The sequence below is a fragment of the Paenibacillus senegalimassiliensis genome (genome assembly GCF_001486585.1).
Classification (GTDB): Bacteria; Bacillota; Bacilli; order Paenibacillales; family Paenibacillaceae; genus Fontibacillus; species Fontibacillus senegalimassiliensis.
Genome location: NZ_LN909043.1, coordinates 181,996 through 208,338, shown reverse-complemented (window position 1 = coordinate 208,338; position 26,343 = coordinate 181,996). Strand labels below are relative to the sequence as shown.

Sequence of the window (26,343 nt, the reverse complement as noted above, 5' to 3'; positions counted from 1 at the left end):
TTCTTGGATGATTGTCCAAGGCTTAAGCCCCTTTTCCCCGCGATTATCCAAGGGCTTTTCTTTGCAAATGGGAAGAATTAACGTATATTAATGGGGAACAATGGTCTATATCCGGCCAGAGAAGGGGAGGAACGGGTATTGAATACAGGGGGATCTTCATTTGAGGCTTCGCTCTTTGAGGTGCTTTATTGGTTCGCCATGATCGCCATGTCGCTAGTGCTTGCGGGGATTACCGTAGCTTTATTCCTTACGGGGCTCAAAATGGTCAAGTCCTCCCGCAAGGGCCTGGGGGCTGGCTGCATCGTCTTCTCGCTAGTCGCAGCGGTTATGGTCTTCCTTATGGTGGATCGGCAGTTTCTGTAAACCAGCGCTCATGTAATCACCCGCCGCTTATAGAGAATGCTCGACTCAAGCCACAGCCTTCCTGGTGACGGCATGAGTCTTTTTCTCTAAAAAAGTGGAAACCTAATTCAATTTATTCGTATTATTTACATAGACCAATTTGCCTCATTGCAAAGAAAGAACCAGGAGGGTCATATCGCATGGGAAGTACACCACTGTGGAGTCAACGCTTCAAGAAGTTTTTCCTGAACAACCGCTTTGTCTTATTTCTGCTTATCGTATTGCTGATTAGCCTGAATATTTTGGTATTCTCCAAAATTTCGTTCGTGTTCACACCGATTACCGTGCTGGTCAAAACCATTCTGCTGCCTATCATCTTGACGGGGGCTATCTACTATCTGCTTAACCCGCTGGTCGATTGGCTGGAGAAAAAGCGGGTTCGCCGCGCTTATACTATTACGGGCCTATACCTGCTTATTGCCGGACTGATTACGCTTCTTGTCATGACGGTTGTCCCGCTCGTGCAGGAGCAGATCATGAGTCTTGTCGAGAACTTCCCCGGATATATGACGGAAGCGCAGGAGCAGTTCGCCCTGCTCATTGGCAGCAACCTCTTTCATCAAATCCAGGAAACATCCGGTTTTAACTTCAATGATTTGACCCGTTCGCTGACTGAGCAAGGCAGCGATCTGCTGAATAATGCCTGGTCCGGCATCGGGGGCTTCCTTGGCGCTGTGAAGAACGTCGTACTGGCCATCATCACCGTGCCTTTCATTCTGTTTTATCTGCTCAAAGACGGGAAGAAGCTGCCGCAATTTATCCTTCGTTATGTACCAATTCGCCTTCGCAGTCAAACACATCATGTTATGACAGAGGTCAATGGACAGATCAGTTCCTACATCCGTGGGCAAATTATCGTCAGCTTCTGCATTGGCGTGTTAATGTATATCGGCTTTGTGATTATCGGTCTGGACTACTCGCTGACCCTGGCCATTATCGCATCCTTCACCAGCATCGTGCCGTATCTTGGTCCGGCCATCGCTATTACACCGGCATTAATTATTGCCATCGTGACTTCGCCGATCATGCTCGTCAAGCTGATTATCGTCTGGACGGTGGTACAATTAATTGAAGGTAAATTTATTTCACCACAAATCATGGGTAAATCACTAAGCATTCACCCGATTACGATCATCTTCGTCATTCTTACCGCAGGGAATTTGTTCGGGGTGCTTGGCATCATCTTAGCCGTTCCAGGATATGCCGTACTCAAGGTCATCTTCTCCCATCTATTCCAATGGTTTGAGCGGCGCTCACGTCTGTATGATCCAATCACAGCGGATGTGCCCTCCCCTGCTGGTGAGATCATTACTGAGGAGCCGCAACCTGGGCCCGAGGAGTAGAACTAGTTCTCCACGGATAGCTGCACCATAAAACAGGCCCTCGCGGGGTTTCCCGCGAGGGCCTTCATCATGGCTATTCAGGTCTGCTCACTCAATCGCACTCTTGCGGTTGGCCTTCCTCGTCCTTCATGCGGAACGACTGACCGCAGCCACAGGTAGCGATGGCGTTGGGGTTCTGGATGGTAAAGCCTCCGCTCATGCCGGATTCCTTGAAATCGATCTCCAGGCCGTTCAAGTAACGAACGCTCTCCTTATCCACGACCACCTTCAATCCATGAATGTCCATGTAAACATCCTCGGCACTTTCCTCGTCATCCAAGCCCATGCCATAGGAAAATCCGCTACAGCCGCCAGGGTTCACTCCCACTCGCAGGAACATCCCCGGCGTTTCTTCTTCAGCAAGCATATTTTTAATCCGCGCCATTGCGCTGTCCGTAATTGTAATCATGACCTTCACACTCCTTTAAGCAAATTATACTCCTTCTCCTTCATACGCTCAACAGATGTGATATTTCTTGTTGCAGAAATGATTTCCTCCAGCTATCATTGTTGCCCCCTTGGGATACGGGGTTTATAATAGGAAGGTAATTCATACAGTAATTGTACTAGGCATTAATTGCACTTGGAAACGGAGGGAACGCTATGTTCACGCTGGTTACCCCGAATACCGACAAGAGAATGGCCGAAATTGCGGATAAAGTCCGCAACGGAGAACGTCTCTCCCTCGAAGATGGGGTCTATTTATATGAAAGCGATGATATCTTGAGCATTGGCCAGCTTGCCGGTGAGGTCAATTTGCGCAAAAATGGCAAAAAGGTTTATTTTATTGAGAACATGAGTCTCTACTTCACGAATGTTTGCGAATCCCGCTGCGCTTTTTGCAGCTTCCGCAAGGATGAAGGCGAAGAAGGCTCTTATACCCTGTCCGGGGAGGAAATGGTAGCTTACGTGAAGCAGCACATTACCCCGGGAGTTCGCGAATTTCATATCGTGGGCGGACATAACAATCATGTGCCGTTCCAATATTATGTGGATTCGCTCAAAGTCCTTAAGGAAAATTTCCCTGAGGTCACTATCAAAGCCTATACGGCAGCCGAAATTGAATTCTATACTCGCTTGAGCGGATTAAGCACGAAGGAAGTGCTCCTGCGCCTGCAAGAAGCGGGTCTGGAGTCGCTAACAGGCGGCGGCGCGGAAATTTTATCCGATCAATACCGCGAGAAAATGAAGGTCGACAAAGCCAATGTCGAGCAATATCTCGATGTCCACCGGACAGCCCATCAGCTCGGCATGAAGACGCCAACCACGATGCTCTATAGCTCCGTCGAGTCCTACGAGGACCGCATTCGCCATATGATGCAGATCCGTGAATTGCAGGATGAGACGGGCGGATTCCAGGTATTCATTCCGCTGTCGATGCAACCACGTAACAAGAACGCCAGTATTATGCGGCGGAACTCGGCCTACGAGGATTTGAAGACGATTGCGATTAGCCGGCTGATGCTGGATAATATTCCGCATATTAAGGCTTACTTCATTAATATTGGAGTACAGCTCACCCAGGTAGCGTTGGCCTTTGGCGCATCAGATGTGCATGGTACAATTTTGAAGGAGCAAATCAGCCATGCTGCCGGGGCACAAACTCCGGAAGGCATGACCCTGAAAGAACTGATCTGGCTTGTTAAAGGAGCCGGACGTATCCCGGTCGAACGGGATACCTTCTATAACGAAGTTCGCGTATACGAATAGCTCTTGTTTGGCTTACACCGCGGATTCGCTAATTTTTTGAAGAATCCGCGCGGCCAATTGCCCGGCGTCCTCCGCCTCCACCTGCTCGCCATTCACAATGACGTAAGGAAAGGCGTAGCAGGTTCCGCAGTGGGTCAGGCAGCCATATTCATGAACTTCGCAATCGTATTGCTCCTGAACCATGCGAATGGCCTCATGAGTCCCCAGGCTAACATTTCGGGTACAATATTCAAGTAAGTGCTTCACCTACAGGCCTCCTTGAAGAAGGATTTAAATTTTAGACATTATGTAATATAATAAGACGAGAAAGGAGTTGAAAACAATGAGTGAGCATGTACAAGATAAATTATATGATGAAGTGCTGGAAGTCTTGGACAAACTGCGCCCATTCCTGCAACGTGACGGCGGCGACGTAGAACTGGTCGACGTGGAGGATGGCATTGTCAAGTTGCGACTGATGGGAGCCTGCGGTAGCTGCCCAAGCTCCACGATTACCCTCAAGGCAGGGATCGAGCGCGCTCTGTTTGAAGAAGTAGAAGGCGTTGAAGAGGTCGTTCAAGTATTCTAATCTCCTCAACCTAAGTGATAACTATTCTGCTCTTCAATGGAGTATGAGAAGTAAACCCGACCCTTCGGCGATTTGCCGGAAGGTCGGGTTTTTTGCTGTTTATTTTGTTCCACTTCTGAGTTTGCCTGCCATATCCCATCAGGTCGGCTTAATCCATGGACGTACTGGGTCCAAGCCACCGGACACATCCATAATGTTGCCGGTGACAAAATCAGAATCCTCATGACACAGGAAAGCAATGACCCGTGCTACATCCTCGCCACTGCCGGGCCTGCCTAGCGGCGTCTGCCCGTCCTGAAGCTCACGAGCTTCCTCAATAATGATCTCCTTGTTCCTCCCGCGAATGTCGCCGGGACATACCATATTAACGGTGATTCCGTATGGGGCCTCCTCGACGGCCAACGTCTTCGTGAAGGACACCAGCCCTGTCTTGGCCGCAGCATATACCGCACGGTGTGGCCAAGCACGCGATTCCGCCGCATGTCCAAATCCGAAATGAATGATTCGCCCCCAGTGCTTCTCACGCATGCCGGGAAGCACCAGACGATCCAACAGCAGGCTCCCCACCAAATTCCCCTCAATCATCTCCAGCACCTCGTCCTGGCTATAATCGGCGAAGGGTTTGCGCTCCCGGATAAAAGGACCCGCATTGTTGACCAGGATATCAATTGTCCCCAGTTGTTCCTCTACCTGCCCGGCTAAATAAGCAATTTGCTCACGCCGTGACACATCAGCTTGCACGGCAATACAACGCACGCCCCGCTGCTGGATATCGGAACGGAGGGAGAACGCTTCCGATTCGCTATGTACGTAATTCAGCGCAATATCAAAACCTTGCTCCGCCAACGTCAATGCCGTCCTTTTGCCGAGGCCTTTGGCGCTCCCGGTAATCAGGGCTATTTTTCTACTCAACGTTCCTCCTCCTCCCAGAGTAAACTCCCTTTAAGTATAAAAGATTCAGCGTGTTCCCACAAACGAGAGCAAAAAAATCCCGCTGCAAAAATTCGCAGCGGGAGAGTATGACCATAGAATAAATCATCCTGGCGTATTATTAAAATACCGGTACCAAAGCACCTTCATAGGTATCATTGATGAATGTTCTAACTTCATCCGAAGTAAGCGCCTTAGCCAGCTTCTGAATGGCCTCGGAATCCTTGTTATCCGGACGAGCTACCAACAAGTTCGTGTATGGGGATTCTTTGTCTTCAATGAACAAAGCATCCTTCGTCGGATTCAAGTCAGCTTCAAGCGCATAGTTCGTGTTGATCAGAGCCAGGTCTACTTCTTCCAATTGACGAGGCAGCATAGCTGCATCAGCTTCAATGATCTTCAAGTTCTTCGGATTTTCAGCAATATCCTTTTGAGTTGCTGTAATTCCAGCATCGTCTTTCAGCTTGATCAAACCTTGATTTTGCAACAGCAGCAAGGCACGACCACCATTAGATGGATCATTAGGAATAGCTACCTTCGCTCCGTCAGGAAGCTCATCGGCCGAAGTGTATTTTTTGGAGTAAGCGCCAAACGGTTCCACGTGAACCCCTACAACCGACACAAGATCAAAGTTGTTTTGCGTGTTTTGTTCGTCCAGGTACGGTTGATGTTGGAAGTAGTTGGCATCGAGTTCTTTCTCAAATACTTGTACGTTAGGTTGTACATAATCGGTAAATTCCTTCACTTCGAGCTCCACGCCTTCTTCCTTCAGCTTTGGAGCGATGAATTTAAGAATATCAGCATGAGGCACAGTAGCACCTACGACCAGCTTCACCGGCTCGGAAGTTGTTTCGTTACCGCTGTTCGCTGCATTTCCTTCTGCTGCGGAAGTATTTCCTTCCGGTGTATTCCCCGCTGTATTGTTCCCTGCATTGTTGCTGCCGCAAGCCGCCAACACCAATACCAAAGCCAGTGTCAGTACGGATAAAGTCCATTTTTTCATAGCAGATTCCCCCTTGATTTGTTTTGAATAAGGATATGGTTATATATTATTGTTTCCTTATTTCCGCGTAAAATGAATAACCAGCCGGTCGCCCAGCATTTGTAGCAACTGCACCAAAATAATCATAAAGATAACCGAAACGAGCATGACCTCGCTTTTGTAACGGTAATAACCGTAGCGAATGGCCAAATCACCCAAGCCGCCCCCGCCAACCATACCGGACATCGCCGTATAGGAGACCAGTGTGACCACCGTAATTGTCATCCCGGCCAGTAGGCCTGGTAACGCTTCGGGCAAGAGCACCTTGCGAATCAACTGCAGAGACGAAGCGCCCATAGCCTGGCAAGCCTCGATAACCCCGCGGTCCACCTCACGCAGCGCCGTCTCCACCAATCGGGCAAAGAATGGAGCTGCCCCGATAACGAGCGGTGGAATGGTGCCCTCCACGCCGCTTGATACCCCCATAATAGCCCGGGTTACCGGAATCAAAGCGACAATCAAAATAATAAAAGGTACGGAACGAAGTATGTTCACCACCAACGAAATAATCCTGTAAACCCATCCTAATACCGAGGATTGAGAACGTGAAAAGACAAACAACATGACGCCTAATGGCAATCCCAGGACAAAAGTAAACAATGTAGCGTAACCCATCATCTGCAACGTATCCACCGTTGCTGTACCCATTTCCGACCAATCAATGGTACTGAAGTCTAACTCCTTCATGATTGAAGCACCTCCACGTCAAGATCCCGTTCCCGCAGCAGCCGCAGTGTCTGCTCTACATCCTGCCTGTCACCTTCAAACGAAACAGTCAGTTGGCCGTAAGGCGTATCCTTGATGGTGGAGATGGTACCTTGTAAAATAGCAAAATTTACGCCGGTCTCCCTGACAACCTGGGACAACACGGATTCATAAGTCTGGGCCCCCAGGAAAGTGATCTTCACCAGCTTGCCTCTCGCTGCCGACGAGGCCGCTGCCGCAAGCTTCAAGCTCTCTTGACCCGCGTTCTCGCGGTGCAAAAATTCCTGTGTTACCTCATGCCGCGGCTTCAGAAATACTTCTGTCACCGGACCTTCCTCCACGATTCCACCTTGATGAATGACCGCGACCCGGTCGCAGATGCTTTGGATCACATGCATTTCGTGTGTAATCAACAAAATCGTCAGTTGGAACCGCTTATTAATATCAAGCAACAACTTGAGAATAGAGTCCGTTGTTTGCGGGTCCAGTGCCGAGGTAGCTTCATCACATAGCAGCACGTCAGGGTCACTAGCGAGCGCCCGGGCGATACCTACCCGCTGCTTCTGCCCACCGGATAGCTGGGCCGGGTATTTGCTCTTGTGTTCTTCCAAGCCAACCAGGGCCAGCAAGCTGTCTACCTTCTTAGCTATGGACGCCTTCGGCGTTCCGATCAGCGTTAGCGGGAAAGCGATATTATCGTAAACGGTAGCTGAGGCCAACAGGTTAAAGTGTTGAAAGATCATGCCAATCTTACGCCGCCGTTCCTGCAAATCGCGCTTGCCCAGCTTCGTCAGCTCCACATCGCCAACCCAAACCTCGCCTTCCGTAGGACGTTCCAGCAAGTTGATACATCGAATCAAAGTGCTCTTGCCTGCTCCGGAATGGCCAATCACTCCAAAGATTTCACCCTTTTTCACACTTAGATTCAAGCCCGATAACGCCACGGTGAAGGTTTTTTTGCCTCCATATACCTTGGTCACATCCTTAAGTTGGATCACTTATATTCACCCCCTGTTTATGTTATTTTGTACACCCCAATATAAAATAAAGAGCCCTACAGAATCAAAGGGCTCTCTTTACGTAAAGACAATGCCTTCTCATCTGCCAACACCAACCGTGCAAACCGCTTGGTCTTGAAGGATTTAGCACCATGACATCCGTTCCCGGGGCCTTACGGTATCTTACACCGTGCCATGAACGAATCGGTTGCTGGGCTTCATCGGGCCTTGTCCCTCCGCCTCTCTCGATAAGAAATATGAAATTATCAAATTACATTCATGACATAGAATGAAACTATTGATGAGTATAATGAGTTTTGCAGGTTTTGTCAAAGAAAAAATGCACCAGCCTGCAATCAGCTCTCCACAATTTTCTTCCAGCGCTGCTGAACATAGCCAAATACGGTTAAATAGGTCTCACAGACCATTTGGTAACCCCGTTCCAAATCACGGATATGTTGATCAAGATCCTCCAGCTCCAACTTGCCAAAGAGGGCTTGATGCCGCTGCCACAAATCATCCTTCATTTCCGAATTCATATAGTGGACTTCCGTATTCCGCCGTCTGCGCAAAATGTTCAACGTTTCCCGGTATTCCTCCTTGATTGCGTTCAGCTTGCCGCCCAAATCGGGATGAACCTTGAAGTAAGCAAACTGGCGCAGCACCGTAAAGTAGGAGAAATGGGTCTTCACCTTGGAGGTCTTGAGATCGAACAATTCGTTCAACACCGTACCGAGCTTGTCCAGCGCAGAGAACACACGAATGAAGCCATCCTTGTAAAAGTAAACGTACCTCGCATAGTCAGCCCGCTCCTGCGAGTCCATATCCTCCACCGAGTCCTTGCGAACTTTCTGGCGGAAGAAGGTCGCGGCGAACAGGCACTCCTCCAATTCTTCCAAGGAAAAAATCAGTCCACGCGTCCATATTTCAAGCTTGCGGTAGTCATGCGACGGATCTTGATGGTCTTTAATTTCACGCTGGAGCAGTTGAATCGTTTGCCCCATAGCATCCATCGAACTTGCAAATATGCCGTCATTTTGTCTAGGTGGTTCACCAAGCAAGCTGCGAAGCATAGTTTACCTCCGTTTCACAGAAAATAGGATTTCCAGCGCTGGTCGACCAAGGATACGATATCCTCTCTTGGGAACAGTTCATCCGGATAACCTGGCTTCATACGGGCATCAATCACAAGTGGCAGGCTGTAGGACAGATGATGCTGGCGCACCTCGGCAGCAGCATAGATATCATTAGCCGGATTAAACCGGGTAAATACCGTCCACAAAAATGCCGTTTGATCGTAAGCCGCTGTCTTGGCGTCATCCACCAGGACAACGAACGGCCAGGCTGTTCCGCGTTCGCGCAAACGGCCAAGCACCCGCTCCGCGAGCTCAGGCTCATCTTCATAGGATGCACCGGAAACGACAAGGCATCCGTCATGAAAAACTTGGATGCTGTTGATCTCTGCAATGTCGCCTTCCTCATAAGTGCGCGGCAGATCCCGTATCGGGTCGCCCACTCCCATCAGAATAGCCTTACTGCCATGATTTAGCTTATGCCCTGTGTAATCCAGCGTGTCATGGGATGTATTGTTAATAATGAACAAATCGGTAGCCGGGTCAAAACGTTCCAGAATAGTCTTGAGCAACAGACGGAAATCTGCCAGATCTACTAGCTTGTCCGTCAGCATCAGGAATTTGGTCAGCGATAGCTGACCTTCACCCAGAATACGGAAAGCCGATACCAAGGCTTCCCGGGAATAACTCTCACGAACCACAGCAGAGCTTAACGCATGGAAGCCAGCCTCGGCGTAGGTCCATAAAGAGCGGACATTCGGCATAACCATTGGAAAGGCAGGTGACAGAAGCTTTTGCAGGAAATCCCCTAAATAATAATCCTCCTGCCGCGGCTTGCCCACAATGGTTGCCGGATAGATGGCATCCTTGCGGTGCCACATATGATTGACATGAAGAACCGGGAATTCATGCTGCAACGAGTAATAACCAAAGTGATCCCCGAACGGCCCTTCCAAACGGCGCTCAAACGGGGGAACCAGCCCGGAAATGGCGAATTCCGATTCTGCAGGGATACGGTGTCCGCCCAGCGGATTTTCGATCATCGGCAACTTCTCGCCAAGAATAAATGAAGCGACCAACAGTTCAGACAGATGCTCTGGTACTGGCGAAATAGCCGAAGCCACCATCGCCGGCGGCCCTCCCAGGAACACAGAAACGGTCAGTGGTTCCCCACGCTTCTCGGCCTCATGGTAATGGAAGCCGCCACCCTTCTGAATTTGCCAGTGGATTCCGGTCGTCTGATCATCATATAACTGAATCCGGTACATGCCCAGATTGTTCTCCTTGGGTTGGAGTGGGTTCTCTGTATAAACTAACGGCAACGTGATAAACGGGCCGCCATCCTCCTGCCAACTCGTTACCTTCGGCAAATCCTTGAGCGGCGATTCCGTACGGCATACTCCCAGGATGGGAGCTTCGCTCTTCGTGACGTTCTTCATTCCCACTTTCAGTACATCACGGATAAGCCCACGCTCGTTCCAAATCGCTTTGGGCGTAGGGGGCAACAATTTATGTACAGCATCAACAAGCTGGTTGGCGAGCATTTCGGGCCGTGGTCCAAAGGCCATCTCCACGCGACGAATGGTACCGAACAGATTAGTGGCTACCGGGAACGGCGTACCCTTCACATTAGTGAACAGAAGCGCCGGTCCGCCATCATCAATGACACGCCGGTGAATTTCAGCCAATTCCAGATGCGGATCGACAGGCACATCGATTATGGCAAGCTCGTTTTCCTTCTGCAGTGCATCTATCCATTGACGCAAATTTTTGTAGCTCATTCCTAATTATCCTCCTATAAAGACCGGGACAAGGGCCCACCGGCTCGGTCCCCTGTCCCGGTCGTCACGTTTCGTTTGCTATAGACAAGAGTATACCTTATCCGGCAACTACTTGGCGAACCTTACTTTTTAGAAAGTCGTCTTTCCAGAACGAAGTTACTCAAGGAGTGGTTTCGACATCGAATCTTGAATTCAGCCGGTCCTTCTCGCCCCGGCTTAGCTGCCAGGTGCGGACGCTCAAATAGCTGAGTACGCCGAACAAGGCGGCAAGCACGATGATATGAGCCAGAGAAGCAAACAAATAAACGTGATAATTAGTTAATGTATAAACGATAAAGGCACCGGTGAAGACCTGAACAATCATCAATAGCGTTGCCGCGAGTCCCAGCATGCGGATTTCTGGCAAATCGGGATGCTTGCGGAAGGCCACATGGCCAACAGCCGCAATCACGACCATAAGGATTGCCGCAGCAACCCGGTGGGCGAACGCAATGCCTACGCCCCCGCTAAGCTCAGGGATAAGCTGGCCATTGCATAGTGGCCAACCGCTGCAGCCCCCTGCTGAATCGGTATGGCTGACATATGCCCCTATGTATACCACGATGTAGGTGTATCCAGTAGCTATCCAGGTCAGATTGCGGAAGGTTCGACTAACCCGCGCAGCCTTAGCACCCGCTTCTCTTCCTGCGGCTCGTCCCCGTTCTTCCTCCCGAATACCGAGTACCAGCATGACTGAGCTCGCAAAGGCGATCAGCGAGAATCCAAAATGAAGGGCCATGACGGCCGAAGAAGTTGGGTACATGACAGCCATGGCTCCCATAAAAGCCTGTACCATCACGAAGATTAAGGCGAGCAGAGAGAACGCTTGCAAGTCTTTGCGGTTCTTACGGTAGCGCCAGAAGGCAATAAAGGTTGCCAGCGTTAGCAAGCCTGCCGCTCCGCTTACGGCACGGTGAGAATATTCGATTACCGATGCTACTGTATGGGCAGGCACAAATTCCCCATGGCAAAGAGGCCATTCGTTCCCGCAGCCAAGTCCGGATTCTGTCTTGGTAACAACGCTGCCCCCGAAGGTTGCCAGCAGCATGACCAGACAAGATGCATAGCTAAGCCACTTCAAACGTTTCGTATCCAAATGGTTCACACCTTTTATGATTCGATGGAAAATCCAATAAACCCCTTTCATTATAACCGATCAAGTAACCACTTTCATAGGCAGATATCCATAAAATGTTCAAAAATAAACGCCGCCGCAATGTTCTTTCCTCGCGGCGGCGTGATTAATATTATGGCGCTGGACTACTCCTGTTTGCTTGTTGCGTTTTGCTCTAAGGTTTGATATACCTCCAGAGCCCGATTCAGGAAGCTTTCGATTTCCTCCCGGGATTTGCGCAATTTATTGACGAAGCGGACCAGTTCCTTCCCGTTGGCATAAGCAACGAAGCTGGGAATACCCAGGATATTCTGCTCCTGGCTGACCTCGCCCACCTGTTCAACATCAACCTCGATTAGCGTTAACCGACCTTCATACGCCTGCTCCACCTCGGGCATGAAGGGATCAATGAACTTGCAGTCCCCACACCAGTCTGCTTTGAACACAGCAACGGTCAGACTTGAAGCTTCTATGCTAGCTTGAAATTGTTCAGAAGATGCCACTTTTTCCATGTCTATTCACCCTTTCTTCTCTCGTATCTACAGTCAACCAAATGCAGGGGTGGAAGTCAAATATTTAGGCCATACTATTATGAGGTTGTTCAAAAAGTCACCTTCTAATTATGAAGCAGGTCAGGAAAGGAGTATGTTGCCATGGATCGGTCATCCCGTACAGACGAAACGTCGCCAGCCCATCGAATCACCAGGTTCATGCATCGGTGGCCCGACGCTATCCGGCTTATGATTACTAGCCAGACGGCCGCCTTCTCGGGCTCATCCCAGTTGCGGGAAGCGCCTGCGTCTTTGGGCTGGAGCGAATCAGCCGCCCGCACCGTCATTGCGGAGATCGAGGATCTGCTACGCCGCGGCCTTACTCCCCGTCCCTCGGCTGAAGCGCTCAGTGCAGAAGACCTTCAGCTTGCCGAAAGCATTGCGGATGAGACTCGTCAGGCAGGAATTAGCAACATCACCCGAACGGCGGCTTACCTGGCTTGTTACGAGGCTTGTCCAGAGCTGCATTGGGCATTCCTCGCCCACATGGTATCACGGAATGCCGGATACAATATGACCGATTTGCAGGGCAGCAGACTCGAAGAAGCAATGGAACCGGAAGCCAAGCGGTTGAATTACCGCTTCCTGGAGCGGGGCAATGCCTTGATTTTTCAGGATGCCTATCCCCAGCTTCTTTTATACCGGAAGAGTCGGGAGCGTGGAGCCAGCCTCTTTCACTTGCTGCCCTATTTCCATGTCTCCCGATTTATGAGCCCCTTCTGGGAACGCTTCTGGATTGATCGCGGCAGTGCCCTGCTTACCGTTGGTCTGATTATTAACGAGCAGAATTATATCGAGAAGCGGGTCATTCAGCATCCCTATTTCCAGAAGTATGTGACCGGAACGGCGGGCTTTCATCTCTTCAGCCTGATGGGCTTGAATCAGATCGTGTTCCCATTGCTGGAACCAGCGGAAGGCATGGACGCCAGTTCAGCGTTACTGGTGGAGGAGCGGGCTGCGTCTAGCGAGGCCCCATTGGCTGCGGATGCAGCCTCGGGAGCAGCGCGTGACGCAGAAGAAGAGGGCGCGGCGTGTACGAACGCGCCCCTGGACGGGCCGGCTGCCGATTGGAAGGTGCGGCGCCTCGCCGGCCGCACCGTCTCGGACTTCGGCAGCCTAGCTGCTCGCATCGCGCTAGGCAAGAGCCTGTACGCGATGCTGATGGGCTACCGCGCCGTGCGCAGCGGCGCGGAGCGGTTTGCCGCGAGCGTGCCGCATAGCGGCTCGCGGGCGGATTATTGGCCGGACTTGTTCACGGCCAATCTGGAAGAAGCGCTGACGACGCCCACGCAGGCGTCAGCGCTTCTGGACATGGAGACGCTGCCGCCAGGCGAGCGTCTCTACAGCCCCAAACTGCTAAGCGTTTGGGGCGATACCCCCTATGAGCCAATCTCCAGAGAGGATTGGCTCAAGGACCTTCGTGCGCTGGACGGCATCAGCGCACCCAAAAGGCCGTTCCTGTGCGACATCAGCTGCAAGCACAGGAACGGCCTGCTCAAGACCGCATTGGTGCACGATGCGGTGGACGAGCGTTAGCCCATGGATAGCCCGGTTCCGGTCAAGGAAGCATAGCTCCTGATGTTACAGGACCCTCACATGGGCCAATACCTGTTCGCCCAGCCGCTCAAGCTCGGCTATCGCCGCAGGCGAGGGGCTATTGAGCTGCTCAGTGACCGAACTCCGCAAGAAGCGTCGCAGCATGACAGCAAGCATCCCCTCTGGCAGATTCTTCAAGGCAGCGAACCCGCGAGGCACTGGCGGGTTCGACATCATGGACAGGTTGTCTCGCATGAAGCGAATCATGCTGCGGATAGCTTCCCGGTCGTCAGCCAAGGCCAGTGGGCCCCCTGCTGCGTTCACCGCCTGCAAGAGCGGCACCTCAAACGCCGCATGGGTCTTGAGCCAGGCGTCCATCCGAGGCTCGACCTTAACGTTAATTCCCGCAGCACGGAACTCCCCTGCGATTCGTTTCAGTCGCGGACTGCTGCTGCCATCCGGCTCACCGATAGGCATGGGGACCAAGCTGGTTATGAAGCTGGTCGAACGGTAGCGGACCACATCGCCATCCAAGGTACCCGCAGACGTTGGGTAACCAAGCAGCACTCGCTCCCGCCCAATCTTCGCTCCCAGCGGTGTGGCTCCGGCTGCCCAGTTGAGCATGAACAGCACATCACTTTTGAGATTCGCGATGGACTCCAGCACCGCGTCTACCTGATGGGTACGGACGAAAACGATAATCAGGTCGTAATCTCCGTCAGGGTGCTCTACCACCGGAACCGCTACTTGCCTGATGACCGGGCTATTTGCTTCGGCAAGTTGTACGCCGTGACGACGCAGAACAGCCAGGCGCTTCCCCCGGGCCAGCAACGAGACATCGCGTCCCCCCTCATACAGACGGGCGGCATAGAGGCTGCCAAGAACCCCCGCACCATAGACTAATATCCTCATCTAGCAACCCTCTTCCCAAGGCTCGTTAAATGTTTCATTGTTATCCTCCTTGTGCCTTTGACTATAAGACAATGTGTTGTATGATGAATCATACGATTTTGTTTTACATTCAACAACCATCAAATGGTTCTCATTTGTCGGATGATGGGATGGTTCACAAAGGAGCGAGAGATGAGAAAACAACCGGAAGTTACCGAGAAAACAAGACAAACGTTCATCAGCATTTTTTGCGAACTTTATGGTCAAAAGCCCATAGAGAAAATCACAGTCCAGGAAATTGCAAACAAGTCGGGATACAATCGCAGTACCTTTTATCAGTATTTTACCGATGTTTACGATTTGCTTGGCTACGTGGAAAACGATATATTGGATTATTTTCGTAGTAAATTAAATAACACGGAGCAAGTGGACATCAAGCCACAGGATATACTGCTGCTATTCGAGGAAAAAGAAATGCACCTAAATACTTTATTGGGGAATTACGGTAATATCCGTTTTCTAGAAAAGCTGAAAGGGGAATTTTTTGCAGAAGAAGGGCCAAATTATTGTTTACCGGAAAACAGTTCAATAACACCGTATTTGTTGGAGTTCCATATCTCTACTTCTTTTTCACTGCTGCTCCTCTGGCAACGCAGACACAAAGATCTGTCCCCGGACGAATTATTTCGTTTGATAGATCGGCTATTTACTTCAGGAATTTCCTCTGTTACTGGAGACAACTAATCTGTTTACAAAAAAAAGAGCAGAAGCCACAATAATCAATTGTGCTTCTACTCCATGTTCCTTACTTTCCGGGTACCCGCTGCAACCGCATCAACGGTGACAACACCTTACGCAGCGGTGCAGGGTAACTGGCCAGCTCGTCCCTGCGGACGACGCGAAGCAGGATCAGTAGCACAGGATACATCGCTACTACAGCTACACCTACAATCGCACAGGTGAGGAAGAAGGCAATACGGGCTGGCATCAGATCCACCATTTGAATACCCAATTGGTTCAGACCGTAACCTACCCCAGACAAGGCAACGACGGTCAGCAGGAACCCCGCCCAACGCTTACCCATCAACGAGAACGGCACAATACGCTTGATTGCACGCACATTAAGCAGCGTAATCACCAGGAAGCATAACCCTGTCGCAGTAATAATTCCGTATATCCCCATAAATTGAGCCAACACGACACTAGACGCCAACTTGACCGCCACCCCGATGCCAACGTGGACCATCGATAGATTAGCCTTGCCTACCCCTAGCAGGATGGAGTTACTGGTCATCATCGTGATTTGGAAAATCGTCATGAACGTTAACAGTGCTACAATACTGCTACCATCTCGCGTACTGAACAGCAAACCGTTTACGGAGTAAGCCGCCGTACCCAATGCCAGAATAATCGGCATACCGCTGAGCACCGCTACCCGCATAGCCAAGGTGACCTGCCGCTGCAAATGCTCCTCATCCTTCCGCGCATAAGCGGCGGAAATAATCGGCACCAGCGATTGACTTAGTGCGATTGCCAGGATTGGCGGAATGCCAGCGATCATTTGTGCCCGGTTCCCCAAAATACCTAACAGGTAAGTGGACTTACTCAAGCTCATTTGCCCACTTAAGAGCGGATTTAATATTGAATTATCAATAAAGTTTACGGCCGGAACAGCCAAGGCGGTTAACACTATCGGAATCGATAGCTTGAAAATCTCCCCATAAATCCGCTTGAGGGGCGTCCGAGACACACCATTTATTGCAGCATGACTGGCTTCATTACGGTCCTGACGCGACATTTTCATACTATAATACAGCATGACCATAAGTGCAGCGACCCCACCCAATACGGCGCCAAAGGTAGCCCCCGCCGCAATCGTCTGACCGGAATATCCCCAGTGAAACAGCAGGAACGCTAACAATATACCGGTGGCTACACGGACAATTTGCTCAATGACCTGAGACACCCCGCCAGCAATCATGATGTTGCGCCCTTGCAAATAACCGCGAATCATCGCAATCAGTGGGAACAACAGCAACGCCGGAGCCAAGGCTCGAATCGCCGTGACGGACTCCGGAACCTTGGAGGCAATGGCATAATAAGGGGCCAGGATATAGAGCAGGATAAACATAACTACCCCGGCGAACGCGGCAAAAAGAAGTGCTGCCTGATAAATGCGCCGTGCTTCCTCTGGCCGATTTAAGGCGTGCCTCTCTGACACCATTTTGCTTAGTGTACTTGGTATCCCCGCCGTGGCCAACGTTAACAGCATAAAGTATGCCGCATTAGCCTGGGAGTAGGAGGCATTCCCGATCTCCCCGAGAATGTGCTCTAACGGAACGCGCTGGAACAAGCCCAAAACTCTGGCAATGAGCGCTGCTCCAGCTAAAATTAACGTACCTCTAACAAACGACTCTTTCTTCGACAACTCGATTCCTTCTTTCCCCACAAACCTGATAACTAATATTGCTCACTAGAAATAGCAAAAAAATGGACAAAACATCCTGAAAGGTAGGCTCCCATGTGCATTGGGTTCATCACGCTTCTATATTAAAAAACAACAATCCAAATGACGAACACAATGATCATTACAATCTGCAAAATAATTTTGACCACCATACTGCTAAACAAGCCAACTACAGAGCCTATCCCGACCTTAAACGATCTGGACAAGGACTCTCCCTTGATTAGCTCGCCAATCATAGCGCCAATGAGCGGCCCCAACACCAGACCAAAGGCCGGGATGACAAAGGGACCCACAATAATACCGATGGTGCTAAGCCAGACGGACAGCTTGCTGCCGCCAAACTTCTTCACTCCCCAAGCCCCCACCGCGTAGTCGGCTACGAATAGAACGACCACAATCAGCGTTTGCACAATCCAGAAGAAGGGACCAAATGAATCGAAGGAGAAAAACCAGCCATAGACAAAAAAAGCAAAGTAGATGGCAAGCGCACCCGGCAAGACAGGATATACAGCGCCTGCCAGGCCTACGGCAAATAAAGCAATCACGATAATCCAGCCTATTACGGTCAGCAAGTGAAGTCACTCCTCCGTCAGAACATAATCTCGAATAATCCAGGCAATTCCATCTTCATTATTAGTAGCGGTAACGAGATCGGCCTTCTCCTTGACGAGTTCCTGGGCATTTCCCATAGCTACGCCAAGTCCGGCGGCTTCTATGGCTGCCAAATCGTTCAGGCTGTCGCCGATAGCCACAACCTCGGACATCTGCAAGCCAAGCAGCTCGCACACCGTTTGAATCCCGCTGGCCTTGCTGATCCCCTTCGGATTTATCTCCAAATTATGCGGTGAAGAGTTGGTAATTTGGAAGCTATCCATCTCTTCTAATTCCTGCAAAATAGCCATCCGTGCAGCATCATCTTCTGTAAAATAACCGAATTTCAACCAGTGGTTGCGTTCCAGAAGCTCCGGTAGCCAGCTTCCTTCATTAAAGCTGCCCTCTACCGAATTTGCCCAGAACCACACTTGCTTTTCCCGGGAAATTTCATATAACCTTGCAATCAGCGGGCGTTCCAGAAGTATCCGTCGATGCAATTCATGCGGTGATTTCCATATCTCGCTGCCGTTGACCGTAATCATCGGCGTTCCCAAATTCAACTGGTCTCCGTAAGGAATTGCCTCATCATAGCTGCGCCCCGTAGATAGGCAGACATGAACCCCGGCCGCAGCGGCCTTGCGAATCCAATACTCTGTTTCCGGTGTAATCTCATGAAGATCATTAAGCAACGTCCCATCCATATCGAGTGCCAGCAGTTTGTATTTCAAAAGACAACTCCCCCATCCCCATGTTCTTGTCTCTGTAAGCTACCGTCATTTTACCATATTCCCAAGAAGCCAACAAAGCTTATCAGGCTTTGGGTAAGCCTTCCAGCATAATCATCCGTTCATGAAAAAAGACTCTACCCTGCTCCATAAGACCAAAATGGTCCCATGAATTCAGAATAGAGTCTTTCGCTCAACCTGATCTATTTCAGATTAAGCAGCCGCGGAATTCATCCGTCTGCGTTTGCCCAACCGAGCCACCAACCCATGGGATGGAGACAGGATGAACGCTAACACGAACAAGATCCCCGCTACCGTGACCATGGCTCCAGCGATGGAAGCATCCAGCCATTTCGCCGCATAGTAGCCGCCTGTTGCACTAATAGCACCGATCAGTACACTATAAACGATCATCATGCTAAGACGATCCGTCAGCAAGTAAGCCGTAGCGGCCGGAATAATCAACATGCCTACGACCAGGATGGCGCCAACACTTTCGAATGAAGCTACGGTGGACAGCGAGACCAGCCCCATCAACATATAATGGAACAATGCCACCGGGATACCCACAGCAGCGGCGAGCGCCGGGTCAAAGGCACATAGCTTGAACTGCTTATAGAACAACCCGATAGCGGCAAGAACAATCAATAGCGTACCGCCGAGCATCCATACGGCTACAGGTCCCATGTCGTAACCGTTCCACACCCATGTATCCCATTGCACGTATGCAATTTCGCCGAACAAGACACAATCAAGATCCAAATCAATATGGGCCGCATTCCGGCTAATGATAATAACACCGATAGCGAACAGTGCGGTGAACACAATACCGATGGACGCATCCGATTGCAGGCCGCTATTTTGCAGCAGTTGAATCAGAAATACGGTAATCAAGCCAAGTACCGCTGCCCCAAACAGCATTAGCATGGAATCTCGGGAGCTACTGATCAGGAATGCAATCGCGATCCCGGGCAATACAGAGTGACTGATGGCATCGCCAACCATCGCCATTTTGCGCAGGACGAGAAAGCAGCCCAATATCCCACAAGTAGCAGCCACCAGGGTTCCGGTGAGAATAATCCAAAAATCCGTCATATCATTCCGTCCCCCTTTCTACCGTCTGACTTTGATGAACAACGGCGCGACCCGCATACTTCTGCACCTCACTGCGACTACGTAAATGCCGGAGCCACTTGGCCAGAAGTCCCCGATTGGGGGCAAATACCGCAGAAACAAAAAACAATGCCGTGGCGGCCAGCACCGTTACCGGGCCAGTCGGCAAATTAGATAAAGTGGAACTGATTAGCGTCCCTGTCACGCCTGACAAAGCGCCAAACACTCCTGCCAATACGACCATCAGACCTAAGGCATCCGTCCAGTATCTTGCGGCCACAGCAGGGGTAATCAACAAGGCTGCTACAAGCACAACACCTACAGCCTGAATACCAACGACGACCGCAATAACGGTCATCAGCAGCAACAGTTGCTCCAGAAATGCTACCTTCAACCCCATCCCCCGGGCAAAACCAGGGTCAAAGCTGACCAGCTTGAACTCCTTGAACAACAGCGCACAGACGACAATCAGAAGTACGGACACCGCACCCATCATATAAACGTCCGATAACATCATGGAAGCCGCTTGACCGAACATGTATTTATCCAGCCCGCTTTGGTTCCCGTTGCCGCTATGCTGAATCTTGGTCAGCAGGACAATCCCGATTCCGAAAAATACGGACAATACAATACCAAGCGCCGCATCCTGCTTAATCCGCGAATAACGAGTAATGGCTGAAATACCGAAGGTAGCCAACATGCCTGCGATGATAGCCCCCAGCATGAACAGCCCCACCGATTTGACCCCGCTCAGCATAAATGCGATACATATCCCGGGCAAAGCTGCATGTGCCAGCGCGTCCCCGAGCAAGCTTTGCTTGCGCAAGAAGGTGAAGGAGCCAATCACTCCACTACCTAAGCCAAGCAGCAAAGATCCGGCTAATATCCACTGCATGTTTGGATCGGTGAACCAACGTATCAGATCCGCTAACATGGCATCACACCGTCCCTGACGGCACAGTGGCAAAATCAGCCAGCATGGCAATTCGGCCCCCGTACGTACTGTGCAAATTAGCTGGGGTAAAGGTCTCTTCCGTAGGACCTGCGGCGACCAATTCCCCATTTAGCAGCAATACATGATCAAAATACTCCTTGACCGTTGACAGGTCATGATGGACAACCAATACGGTCTTCCCCTGTTCCTTAAGCTCATGCAGCAGATTGATGATCGCCTTCTCCGTTGTTGCATCCACCCCGGAGAACGGCTCATCCATAAAATACAATTGCGCGTTCTGTGCCAGCGCCCGTGCCAGAAATACCCGTTGCTGCTGCCCGCCTGACAGTTGGCTGATCTGACGACCAGCAAAGTCTGCCATGCCTACCTTCGCCAAGCATTCCATTGCAATCTGGCGCTCCTTGGTACCAGGCCGACGGAACCAGCCGAGATGTCCATACCGGCCCATCATGACGACATCCAGCGCGTTTGTTGGGAAATCCCAATCCACGGATTCCCGCTGCGGCACATAGCCGATAATCTTGCGTTGCTCGCGATAAGGACGATCGTAAATACGAACTTCGCCGTCCAAGGCTGGAATGAGGCCAAGTACCGCCTTGAGCAGCGTGGACTTCCCGGCCCCGTTGGGACCGAGAACTCCAATTAATTTGCCTTCCGGTATTTGAAAGGATACCGATCTAAGTACCGGTTTTTTCTGATATGCTACGGTCAAATGACTGACTTCCAGCGGATAACCTTTCATTTTACTTCCCCTTTTCTATCGTGCTTTCTTATTTTATTTCAGCGCCTCCACGATGGTGCTTACGTTATGTTCGACCATTTTAATATACGTATCTGCATCCGATCCTGGCTCTCCCATGGAATCCGAATAAAGCTCGCCACCGATCTTGACGGTATGACCCATCTCCTTGGCCCCGGCAATAACCGCCTCCATGGATTTGGTCGGGATACTCGACTCTACAAATACAGCCTTGATCTTATTCTCGACCAGAAAATCCCGCAGCTTGCTGACATCCTTGGAGCCATATTCCGCCGCCGTGCTGATGCCCTGCAATCCCATGACCTCAATGCCATAAGCATCCCCGAAGTAACCAAACGCATCATGAGCTGTTACCAAGACCCGGTCTTGGTCCGGAATCTCGGCAATTTGCCGTTTTACTTCCGCATCCAGCTCTTCCAGTTGAGTAATATACGCCTCAGCATTTTGTTGATAGGTCTCAGCGTGATCCGGGTCATAGGCGACCAGCGTATCCCGGATGGTCTCCGTAGCCGAAATCCAGTGGCGCACATTGAACCAGATATGCGGGTCATATTGTGAACCCCCTGCATCAGCACCGGATCTCAGCAATTCAGGATCAATATCCTTGGATACCGGAACTGTTGGCTTGCGATTTTCTATCTTTTCAAAAATTTCTGTCATTTTACCTTCTAGATGCAACCCGCCGTAGAAAATAATATCGGCTTTATCCAGCTTCTCAATATCGCCTTGCGAAGCTTTATATAAGTGAGGGTCCACGCCAGGGCCCATTAGACCGTTTGCTTCCACTTCCTCACCGCCTACCTGCTTCACTACATCCGTAATCATTCCAATCGTAGCCACGACCTGAATGGGCTCTCCGTCCGCAGGCCGTTGCACCGAATCGGCTTGCCCTTCCACCTTGGAGCAAGCGCCCAATATAATGAGGGCCAAAATCCCCAAAGTCATTTTTGCCCGATGAAACGGGCTTTTCTTCACTTGCATCTCGTTCATTACATGAACTCCTCTCCGTATACATTGTTTTTTAAGTTGTACAAGTAAACACTTGTTTACTTTAACTTTTTTTTTTAGCTTAATGTAAAAATGTTTCCCTAGGGCAAATTTTAAGGGAAGACAAAAAAAAAAGCAAGTGGAATTTTGCTTTTTCTCAAAATTAGAAATAGAATATCAAATCCACAAAGGATTGAATCAATCTGTCTGCATCATCCATTCCCTTTTCTGCCTCAAAATGTCCGGAAGCATTTAAGTCGACCAAGCCGTGAATGAAAGCAAACATTAATGCTGTTGATTCCTTTGAGGATTTCTTTGTCTTGTAGGTTTGATTGTCTGTTTTGCTCAAATGCTGTTCAATGGCCCGAAAGGATTGAGATGCCAGCAAGTAAAGCTCCGTATGACTTTTTTTATCGTATTGCTTACTGAACATAAGATGATAGTGTGCCTGATTTTGGATACCGTAACGATAATAGGTTTGCAGAATGGAGTAAACCAACTCTCTGACATCTTTGATTTCTGTAATTAGATCAATAATGGATTGGTTCAAGCTCTCAAAATTTTCCGCTACAATTGCCGCGAGCAAATCCTCTTTATCTCTGAAATGCCTGTAAATTGCGCTCCTGGATAGATTAATTTCTTTTCCTAAGTCACGCATATTTACAGCATCTACACCATGCTTATCAATCATTTGTCGAGTAACTTCCAGCAGTCTTTGCTTGGTATCATTGTTTCTCATAGAATCCTCTCATTCTGAAAGTAATAGCCTAATCATATCACGTTGACATTGTCAACAAAAGGGGATATACTCTACACATAAGTTGACATTGTCAACATTTCACCAATGAGGAGTGATCTTGTGCAATTATCGATGAAAACTATTGTTATAACAGGTGGAAATACAGGCTTGGGATATGAATGCGCCAAAACGCTTGCCCAAACCGAGAAGAACGCTCATATTGTACTGGCTTGCCGCAATACGAAAAAAGGAGAGGAAGCTGCATTCGCGATGAAGAAGGAAACCGGCCATACCAACATTACCGCAATGGAGCTTGACCTCTCGTCTTTAGAATCTGTTAGAACCTTCGCCAAAAAATTCTCAACCTCCCCCCTACCTCCGCTATATGCGCTTGTATGTAATGCTGGCGTTCAATTTGTCGATAAAGCACATGTATCAAAGGATGGTTTTGAAGAAACCTTTGCCGTCAATCATCTCGGTCATTTTCTGCTTATCAATTTATTAGTGGATAAAATGGTGGACCATGGGAGAATCGTCTTTGTAAGCAGCGGAACCCACGACCCGCTAAAAAAATCAGGAATGCCAGAGCCGGTCTACGAGGATGCCATGTTACTAGCCTATTCGAGTAAGGAGGTTGCTGCCAAAGATGTATCCTTCACAGGACGGCGCTTATATACAACCTCTAAGCTATGCAATATTTACTGCACTTACGAGCTAGCCGACCGAATTAATCTGCTTACAAATAAGCAGATTACGGTGAATGCATTCGACCCAGGTTTAATGCCTGAAACTGGGCTTGCCCGAAGCTGGAGTCCTTTTCTGCGATTTGTTTCCAGATATATTCTTGGTATGTTAATCCTTGTCCATCCCCAAGTAAACACAACTGCGAAATCTGGTAGAAGATTAGCGGCCTTGGTTACAAGTCCCCAATTCGAGGATTCGACGGGGAAATATTACGAAGGAGTCAAAGAAATTCCATCTTCCGTTATGTCCTATAACCTGGTGAATAGAAAAAACTTATGGAATGTCAGCGTCGAGCTGACAAAACTGAAGGCTAGCGAATCCATTTTACTTACTGATTAAATTTGCTCTGAATGTATAAAGAGATAAATTCAAAAGAAAAAACACCTTCAAGATTGTCTGCTTACGACATTACTGCACTTTCTTGAAGGTGTTTTTTATCATTCGTTTGTTTCGGGCGATTGTTGGTTGTTGGACTTCTTCGGTACTCCATCCAGCCCATATTCCTGGTCGTACGCATCAAAAATTTTCCGGGCCACGGGGGCGGCACTGTAAGCCCCGAACCCACCTTCCGGAATAACCACCGCTACAGCCAGCTTCGGATTTTCTCGCGGAGCAAAAGCGATAAACACACCGTTCTCAAGCAATCTACCTCTATAATCCTGCTCTGAGGTCCCCGTTTTCCGGGCGAAGTCATACGGAAAGCCATTAAATGCACTGACATTTGTTCTCATCCCATCAATAACTGCCGCCCAATGGGCATCCTTAAAATCAACTTCGTTCAACACCGTAGGCTCAAATTGCTTGATGATATTTCCCTGAGCATCGGTAATTTTATTTACAACATGCGGCTCCATTCTCTTTCCCTTGTTAGCCAGCATAACCGTGTATTGTGCCAATTGCATTGCTGTATATTTCCCTTGCTGGCCAAATGAAGCATAGGCCAAACGTGACAGCACCGTCTCAGATTCCTGTTTATACTCAAGGAATCCCAAATATTCATTTGGTAAGTCAACCTCCGTCGAAGCACCAAGCCCAAATTGCTTCATATAGTTATCCCAAACTTCAATTCCTTCATTTCTGTATTTGTAGTAGAGTTTTTCCCCAACCATATCTACCATAAATGCATTGGAGGAGTTCTTGATTGCTTCAGTGGGATTAAGTCGTCCATAAGCATGGCCGCCAGAGTTTCTGACTCTCGCCGAATCGTTTCTGCCGAAATAGGCTGCCCCATTATCAGAGTAGTTTGTACTTGGAGTAAATAAACCTTCATTAAGTCCAATTAATACTGATAAAGGCTTAATCGTGGAACCCAGTAACACCGTGGAATCAAATTCATGCCCCGAACGCCCCGCAGAAATCGGCGTAATCGTCCCGTTCTGATAGTTGGAGGAAATCTGTTGCCAATTCTCTGACGAAATACCTCCCGACTGCCAAACATTCGTATCGTAGTCAGGCATACTGGCCATCGCCACGACATTACCTGTATCCACCTCCATCGCTACAGCATAACCCGTTTTAGCATAGGGATGAACTTTCCCTGATACTCGATTGGTATGCACCCAATCAATCTGATCAAGGATGGCTTGCTCTGCAATCATTTGAACGTTTTTATTAATATTGGTGTGCAGGTCATATCCCTTAACGGGAGGAGTAATCTCCGCAATTCCCGTAGCCATGTTGCGTGGATCAATCGGTACGCTCTTATAACCATTTTTACCACGAAGCTCCGTTTGATATTGCAGTTCCAGGCCATCGTAGCCTACATCCTCAGTTTCTGTATACTGCATATCTGGGGGTGTCTCCGTCTGGGCCCTAATTTGTTTGTAAAAATCAATGTTCGTTGAAGCGTTAGAGTATTTACGGATGTATCCAACTGTTTGAACCGCTACCGTGTCCTTATCATAATGGCGGATACTTTCCTCCACGATATCTATTCCCGGAAAATCACTTTTTCGTTCGAGGAAATAAGCTATCTCTCCCGAGGTTAAATCAATCTTGATACGACGTGGTGAAAATCCGTTTTGCTTCCGGTACTCCAGATCCATCGCTTCAATAATTTCCTCTTTGGTCATCGCGGTATCCGCCTTGCCATACTTATCGAATACTTCCTTTAGTTTATCAGCGATTTCCAGCGCTTCCGGACGATTCTTCAGCCCACGCTCCGTGTTGCTGTAATCCTTTTGCAGCGTGATATATAAAGATTGTACCGGCGTAGAGTAAGCCAGCTTCTCCCCGCCTGCCGCATAGATGGTTCCCCGGGTAGGGGCCAGCGGCACATCCTTGACGCGCAAGCTGCTCTCCTGCTGGGAAAGGGTTGGGCCCTCTACGAACTGCAAAATGGCCAGTCGTACAATAATTACAGTAAAAATGGCAAATGCGCTAAAGAAAAAAATGTTCAGCCTTATATTAAAATGGCGCTGCATCGCAATTTCCTGCTCGCGCGGATCTTCTCCATAGGCGCTTTTCACCTGTGTTCCCCCTACTTTCATCACTTAACTCATTCTTGTCCAAACTTACTTATCCTTATAGTAACATAA

General features: G+C 49.5%; 27 protein-coding genes and 1 riboswitch. Of the genes, 7 read left to right on the top strand and 20 right to left on the bottom strand.

Annotation, left to right across the window (positions count from 1 at the left end; all coding sequences use genetic code 11):
* The first annotated feature begins 90 nt into the window (after positions 1-90).
* Complete coding sequence (locus BN3279_RS04705; RefSeq protein ID WP_059049479.1) at positions 91-363, top strand: hypothetical protein; 273 nt, start codon at positions 91-93, stop codon at positions 361-363.
* Between the two features lie 179 nt (positions 364-542).
* Complete coding sequence (locus tag BN3279_RS04700) at positions 543-1,745, top strand: AI-2E family transporter (protein WP_059049478.1); 1,203 nt, start codon at positions 543-545, stop codon at positions 1,743-1,745.
* A 91-nt stretch (positions 1,746-1,836) separates the two neighbouring features.
* Here the strand turns inward: BN3279_RS04700 and BN3279_RS04695 are convergent, their stop codons facing one another.
* Positions 1,837-2,193, bottom strand: a complete 357-nt coding sequence (locus tag BN3279_RS04695; protein ID WP_059049477.1) for a HesB/IscA family protein — start codon at positions 2,191-2,193, stop codon at positions 1,837-1,839.
* Between the two features lie 194 nt (positions 2,194-2,387).
* Between BN3279_RS04695 and mqnE the strand changes: the two genes are divergently transcribed.
* On the top strand, positions 2,388-3,494 hold the full coding sequence (mqnE, locus tag BN3279_RS04690; RefSeq protein ID WP_059049476.1) for an aminofutalosine synthase MqnE: 1,107 nt from the start codon (positions 2,388-2,390) through the stop codon (positions 3,492-3,494).
* 12 nt (positions 3,495-3,506) lie between these two features.
* Here mqnE and BN3279_RS04685 read toward each other — a convergent pair whose 3' ends face one another.
* Entirely contained in the window at positions 3,507-3,740 is a 234-nt protein-coding gene (locus BN3279_RS04685) for a DUF1450 domain-containing protein (protein WP_059049475.1), read from the bottom strand.
* Between the two features lie 76 nt (positions 3,741-3,816).
* On the opposite strand from BN3279_RS04685, the gene BN3279_RS04680 reads away from it, so the two are divergent.
* Positions 3,817-4,062 carry a NifU family protein gene (locus BN3279_RS04680; protein ID WP_018754084.1) on the top strand — a complete coding sequence of 82 codons (246 nt, stop codon included), beginning with the start codon at positions 3,817-3,819 and terminating at the stop codon, positions 4,060-4,062.
* 138 nt (positions 4,063-4,200) lie between these two features.
* Here BN3279_RS04680 and BN3279_RS04675 read toward each other — a convergent pair whose 3' ends face one another.
* The 8 genes from BN3279_RS04675 to BN3279_RS04640 form a co-directional block, all read right to left on the bottom strand.
* Positions 4,201-4,974 carry an SDR family oxidoreductase gene (locus BN3279_RS04675; protein ID WP_059049474.1) on the bottom strand — a complete coding sequence of 258 codons (774 nt, stop codon included), beginning with the start codon at positions 4,972-4,974 and terminating at the stop codon, positions 4,201-4,203.
* Between the two features lie 139 nt (positions 4,975-5,113).
* Positions 5,114-5,995: a MetQ/NlpA family ABC transporter substrate-binding protein gene (locus tag BN3279_RS04670; protein WP_059049473.1), complete on the bottom strand. Its 882-nt coding sequence runs from the start codon at positions 5,993-5,995 to the stop codon at positions 5,114-5,116.
* 57 nt (positions 5,996-6,052) lie between these two features.
* Positions 6,053-6,721 carry a methionine ABC transporter permease gene (locus BN3279_RS04665; protein ID WP_059049472.1) on the bottom strand — a complete coding sequence of 223 codons (669 nt, stop codon included), beginning with the start codon at positions 6,719-6,721 and terminating at the stop codon, positions 6,053-6,055.
* On the bottom strand, positions 6,718-7,737 hold the full coding sequence (locus BN3279_RS04660) for a methionine ABC transporter ATP-binding protein (protein WP_059049471.1): 1,020 nt from the start codon (positions 7,735-7,737) through the stop codon (positions 6,718-6,720). Before BN3279_RS04660 ends, BN3279_RS04665 begins: the two co-directional genes overlap by 4 nt.
* A 96-nt stretch (positions 7,738-7,833) precedes the next feature.
* A riboswitch (SAM riboswitch) is annotated at positions 7,834-7,992 on the bottom strand.
* A gap of 101 nt (positions 7,993-8,093) precedes the next feature.
* On the bottom strand, positions 8,094-8,810 hold the full coding sequence (locus BN3279_RS04655) for a Cthe_2314 family HEPN domain-containing protein (protein ID WP_059049470.1): 717 nt from the start codon (positions 8,808-8,810) through the stop codon (positions 8,094-8,096).
* Positions 8,811-8,824: 14 nt separating this feature from the next.
* Positions 8,825-10,591, bottom strand: a complete 1,767-nt coding sequence (locus BN3279_RS04650; protein WP_059049469.1) for a UbiD family decarboxylase — start codon at positions 10,589-10,591, stop codon at positions 8,825-8,827.
* 160 nt (positions 10,592-10,751) lie between these two features.
* Positions 10,752-11,726: a COX15/CtaA family protein gene (locus tag BN3279_RS04645; protein WP_059049468.1), complete on the bottom strand. Its 975-nt coding sequence runs from the start codon at positions 11,724-11,726 to the stop codon at positions 10,752-10,754.
* 164 nt (positions 11,727-11,890) lie between these two features.
* Positions 11,891-12,256, bottom strand: coding sequence for a thioredoxin family protein (locus BN3279_RS04640; protein WP_059049467.1), 366 nt, complete (start codon positions 12,254-12,256; stop codon positions 11,891-11,893).
* A 141-nt stretch (positions 12,257-12,397) separates the two neighbouring features.
* Here BN3279_RS04640 and BN3279_RS04635 point away from each other — a divergent pair, with 141 nt between their 5' ends.
* Positions 12,398-13,831, top strand: coding sequence for a DUF2515 family protein (locus BN3279_RS04635; RefSeq protein ID WP_059049466.1), 1,434 nt, complete (start codon positions 12,398-12,400; stop codon positions 13,829-13,831).
* 45 nt (positions 13,832-13,876) lie between these two features.
* On the opposite strand, the gene BN3279_RS04630 is transcribed toward BN3279_RS04635, so the two are convergent.
* Complete coding sequence (locus tag BN3279_RS04630; RefSeq protein WP_059049465.1) at positions 13,877-14,743, bottom strand: ketopantoate reductase family protein; 867 nt, start codon at positions 14,741-14,743, stop codon at positions 13,877-13,879.
* 171 nt (positions 14,744-14,914) lie between these two features.
* Between BN3279_RS04630 and BN3279_RS04625 the strand changes: the two genes are divergently transcribed.
* Positions 14,915-15,466: a TetR/AcrR family transcriptional regulator gene (locus tag BN3279_RS04625; protein ID WP_059049464.1), complete on the top strand. Its 552-nt coding sequence runs from the start codon at positions 14,915-14,917 to the stop codon at positions 15,464-15,466.
* 61 nt (positions 15,467-15,527) lie between these two features.
* On the opposite strand, the gene BN3279_RS04620 is transcribed toward BN3279_RS04625, so the two are convergent.
* The 8 genes from BN3279_RS04620 to BN3279_RS04585 all read right to left on the bottom strand — a co-directional run bounded on the left by BN3279_RS04620 (position 15,528) and on the right by BN3279_RS04585 (position 23,062).
* Positions 15,528-17,150: a putative polysaccharide biosynthesis protein gene (locus BN3279_RS04620; RefSeq protein WP_059049463.1), complete on the bottom strand. Its 1,623-nt coding sequence runs from the start codon at positions 17,148-17,150 to the stop codon at positions 15,528-15,530.
* A 122-nt stretch (positions 17,151-17,272) separates the two neighbouring features.
* Positions 17,273-17,758 carry a DUF456 domain-containing protein gene (locus tag BN3279_RS04615; protein WP_059049683.1) on the bottom strand — a complete coding sequence of 162 codons (486 nt, stop codon included), beginning with the start codon at positions 17,756-17,758 and terminating at the stop codon, positions 17,273-17,275.
* A gap of 9 nt (positions 17,759-17,767) precedes the next feature.
* On the bottom strand, positions 17,768-18,511 hold the full coding sequence (locus tag BN3279_RS04610) for a Cof-type HAD-IIB family hydrolase (RefSeq protein WP_082672936.1): 744 nt from the start codon (positions 18,509-18,511) through the stop codon (positions 17,768-17,770).
* 210 nt (positions 18,512-18,721) lie between these two features.
* A complete protein-coding gene (locus BN3279_RS04605; RefSeq protein WP_059049462.1) occupies positions 18,722-19,603 on the bottom strand; it encodes a metal ABC transporter permease in 882 nt (293 codons plus the stop codon).
* 1 nt (position 19,604) lies between these two features.
* Positions 19,605-20,555 carry a metal ABC transporter permease gene (locus tag BN3279_RS04600; RefSeq protein ID WP_059049461.1) on the bottom strand — a complete coding sequence of 317 codons (951 nt, stop codon included), beginning with the start codon at positions 20,553-20,555 and terminating at the stop codon, positions 19,605-19,607.
* A 4-nt stretch (positions 20,556-20,559) separates the two neighbouring features.
* Positions 20,560-21,318, bottom strand: coding sequence for a metal ABC transporter ATP-binding protein (locus BN3279_RS04595; protein ID WP_059049460.1), 759 nt, complete (start codon positions 21,316-21,318; stop codon positions 20,560-20,562).
* Between the two features lie 33 nt (positions 21,319-21,351).
* A complete protein-coding gene (locus tag BN3279_RS04590) occupies positions 21,352-22,326 on the bottom strand; it encodes a metal ABC transporter solute-binding protein, Zn/Mn family (protein WP_059049459.1) in 975 nt (324 codons plus the stop codon).
* Between the two features lie 160 nt (positions 22,327-22,486).
* Positions 22,487-23,062, bottom strand: coding sequence for a TetR/AcrR family transcriptional regulator (locus BN3279_RS04585; RefSeq protein WP_059049458.1), 576 nt, complete (start codon positions 23,060-23,062; stop codon positions 22,487-22,489).
* A gap of 120 nt (positions 23,063-23,182) precedes the next feature.
* Here BN3279_RS04585 and BN3279_RS04580 point away from each other — a divergent pair, with 120 nt between their 5' ends.
* Entirely contained in the window at positions 23,183-24,145 is a 963-nt protein-coding gene (locus BN3279_RS04580; RefSeq protein WP_198343566.1) for an SDR family NAD(P)-dependent oxidoreductase, read from the top strand.
* Between the two features lie 98 nt (positions 24,146-24,243).
* On the opposite strand, the gene BN3279_RS04575 is transcribed toward BN3279_RS04580, so the two are convergent.
* Positions 24,244-26,274: a peptidoglycan D,D-transpeptidase FtsI family protein gene (locus BN3279_RS04575; RefSeq protein ID WP_082672935.1), complete on the bottom strand. Its 2,031-nt coding sequence runs from the start codon at positions 26,272-26,274 to the stop codon at positions 24,244-24,246.
* Positions 26,275-26,343 lie beyond the last annotated feature (69 nt).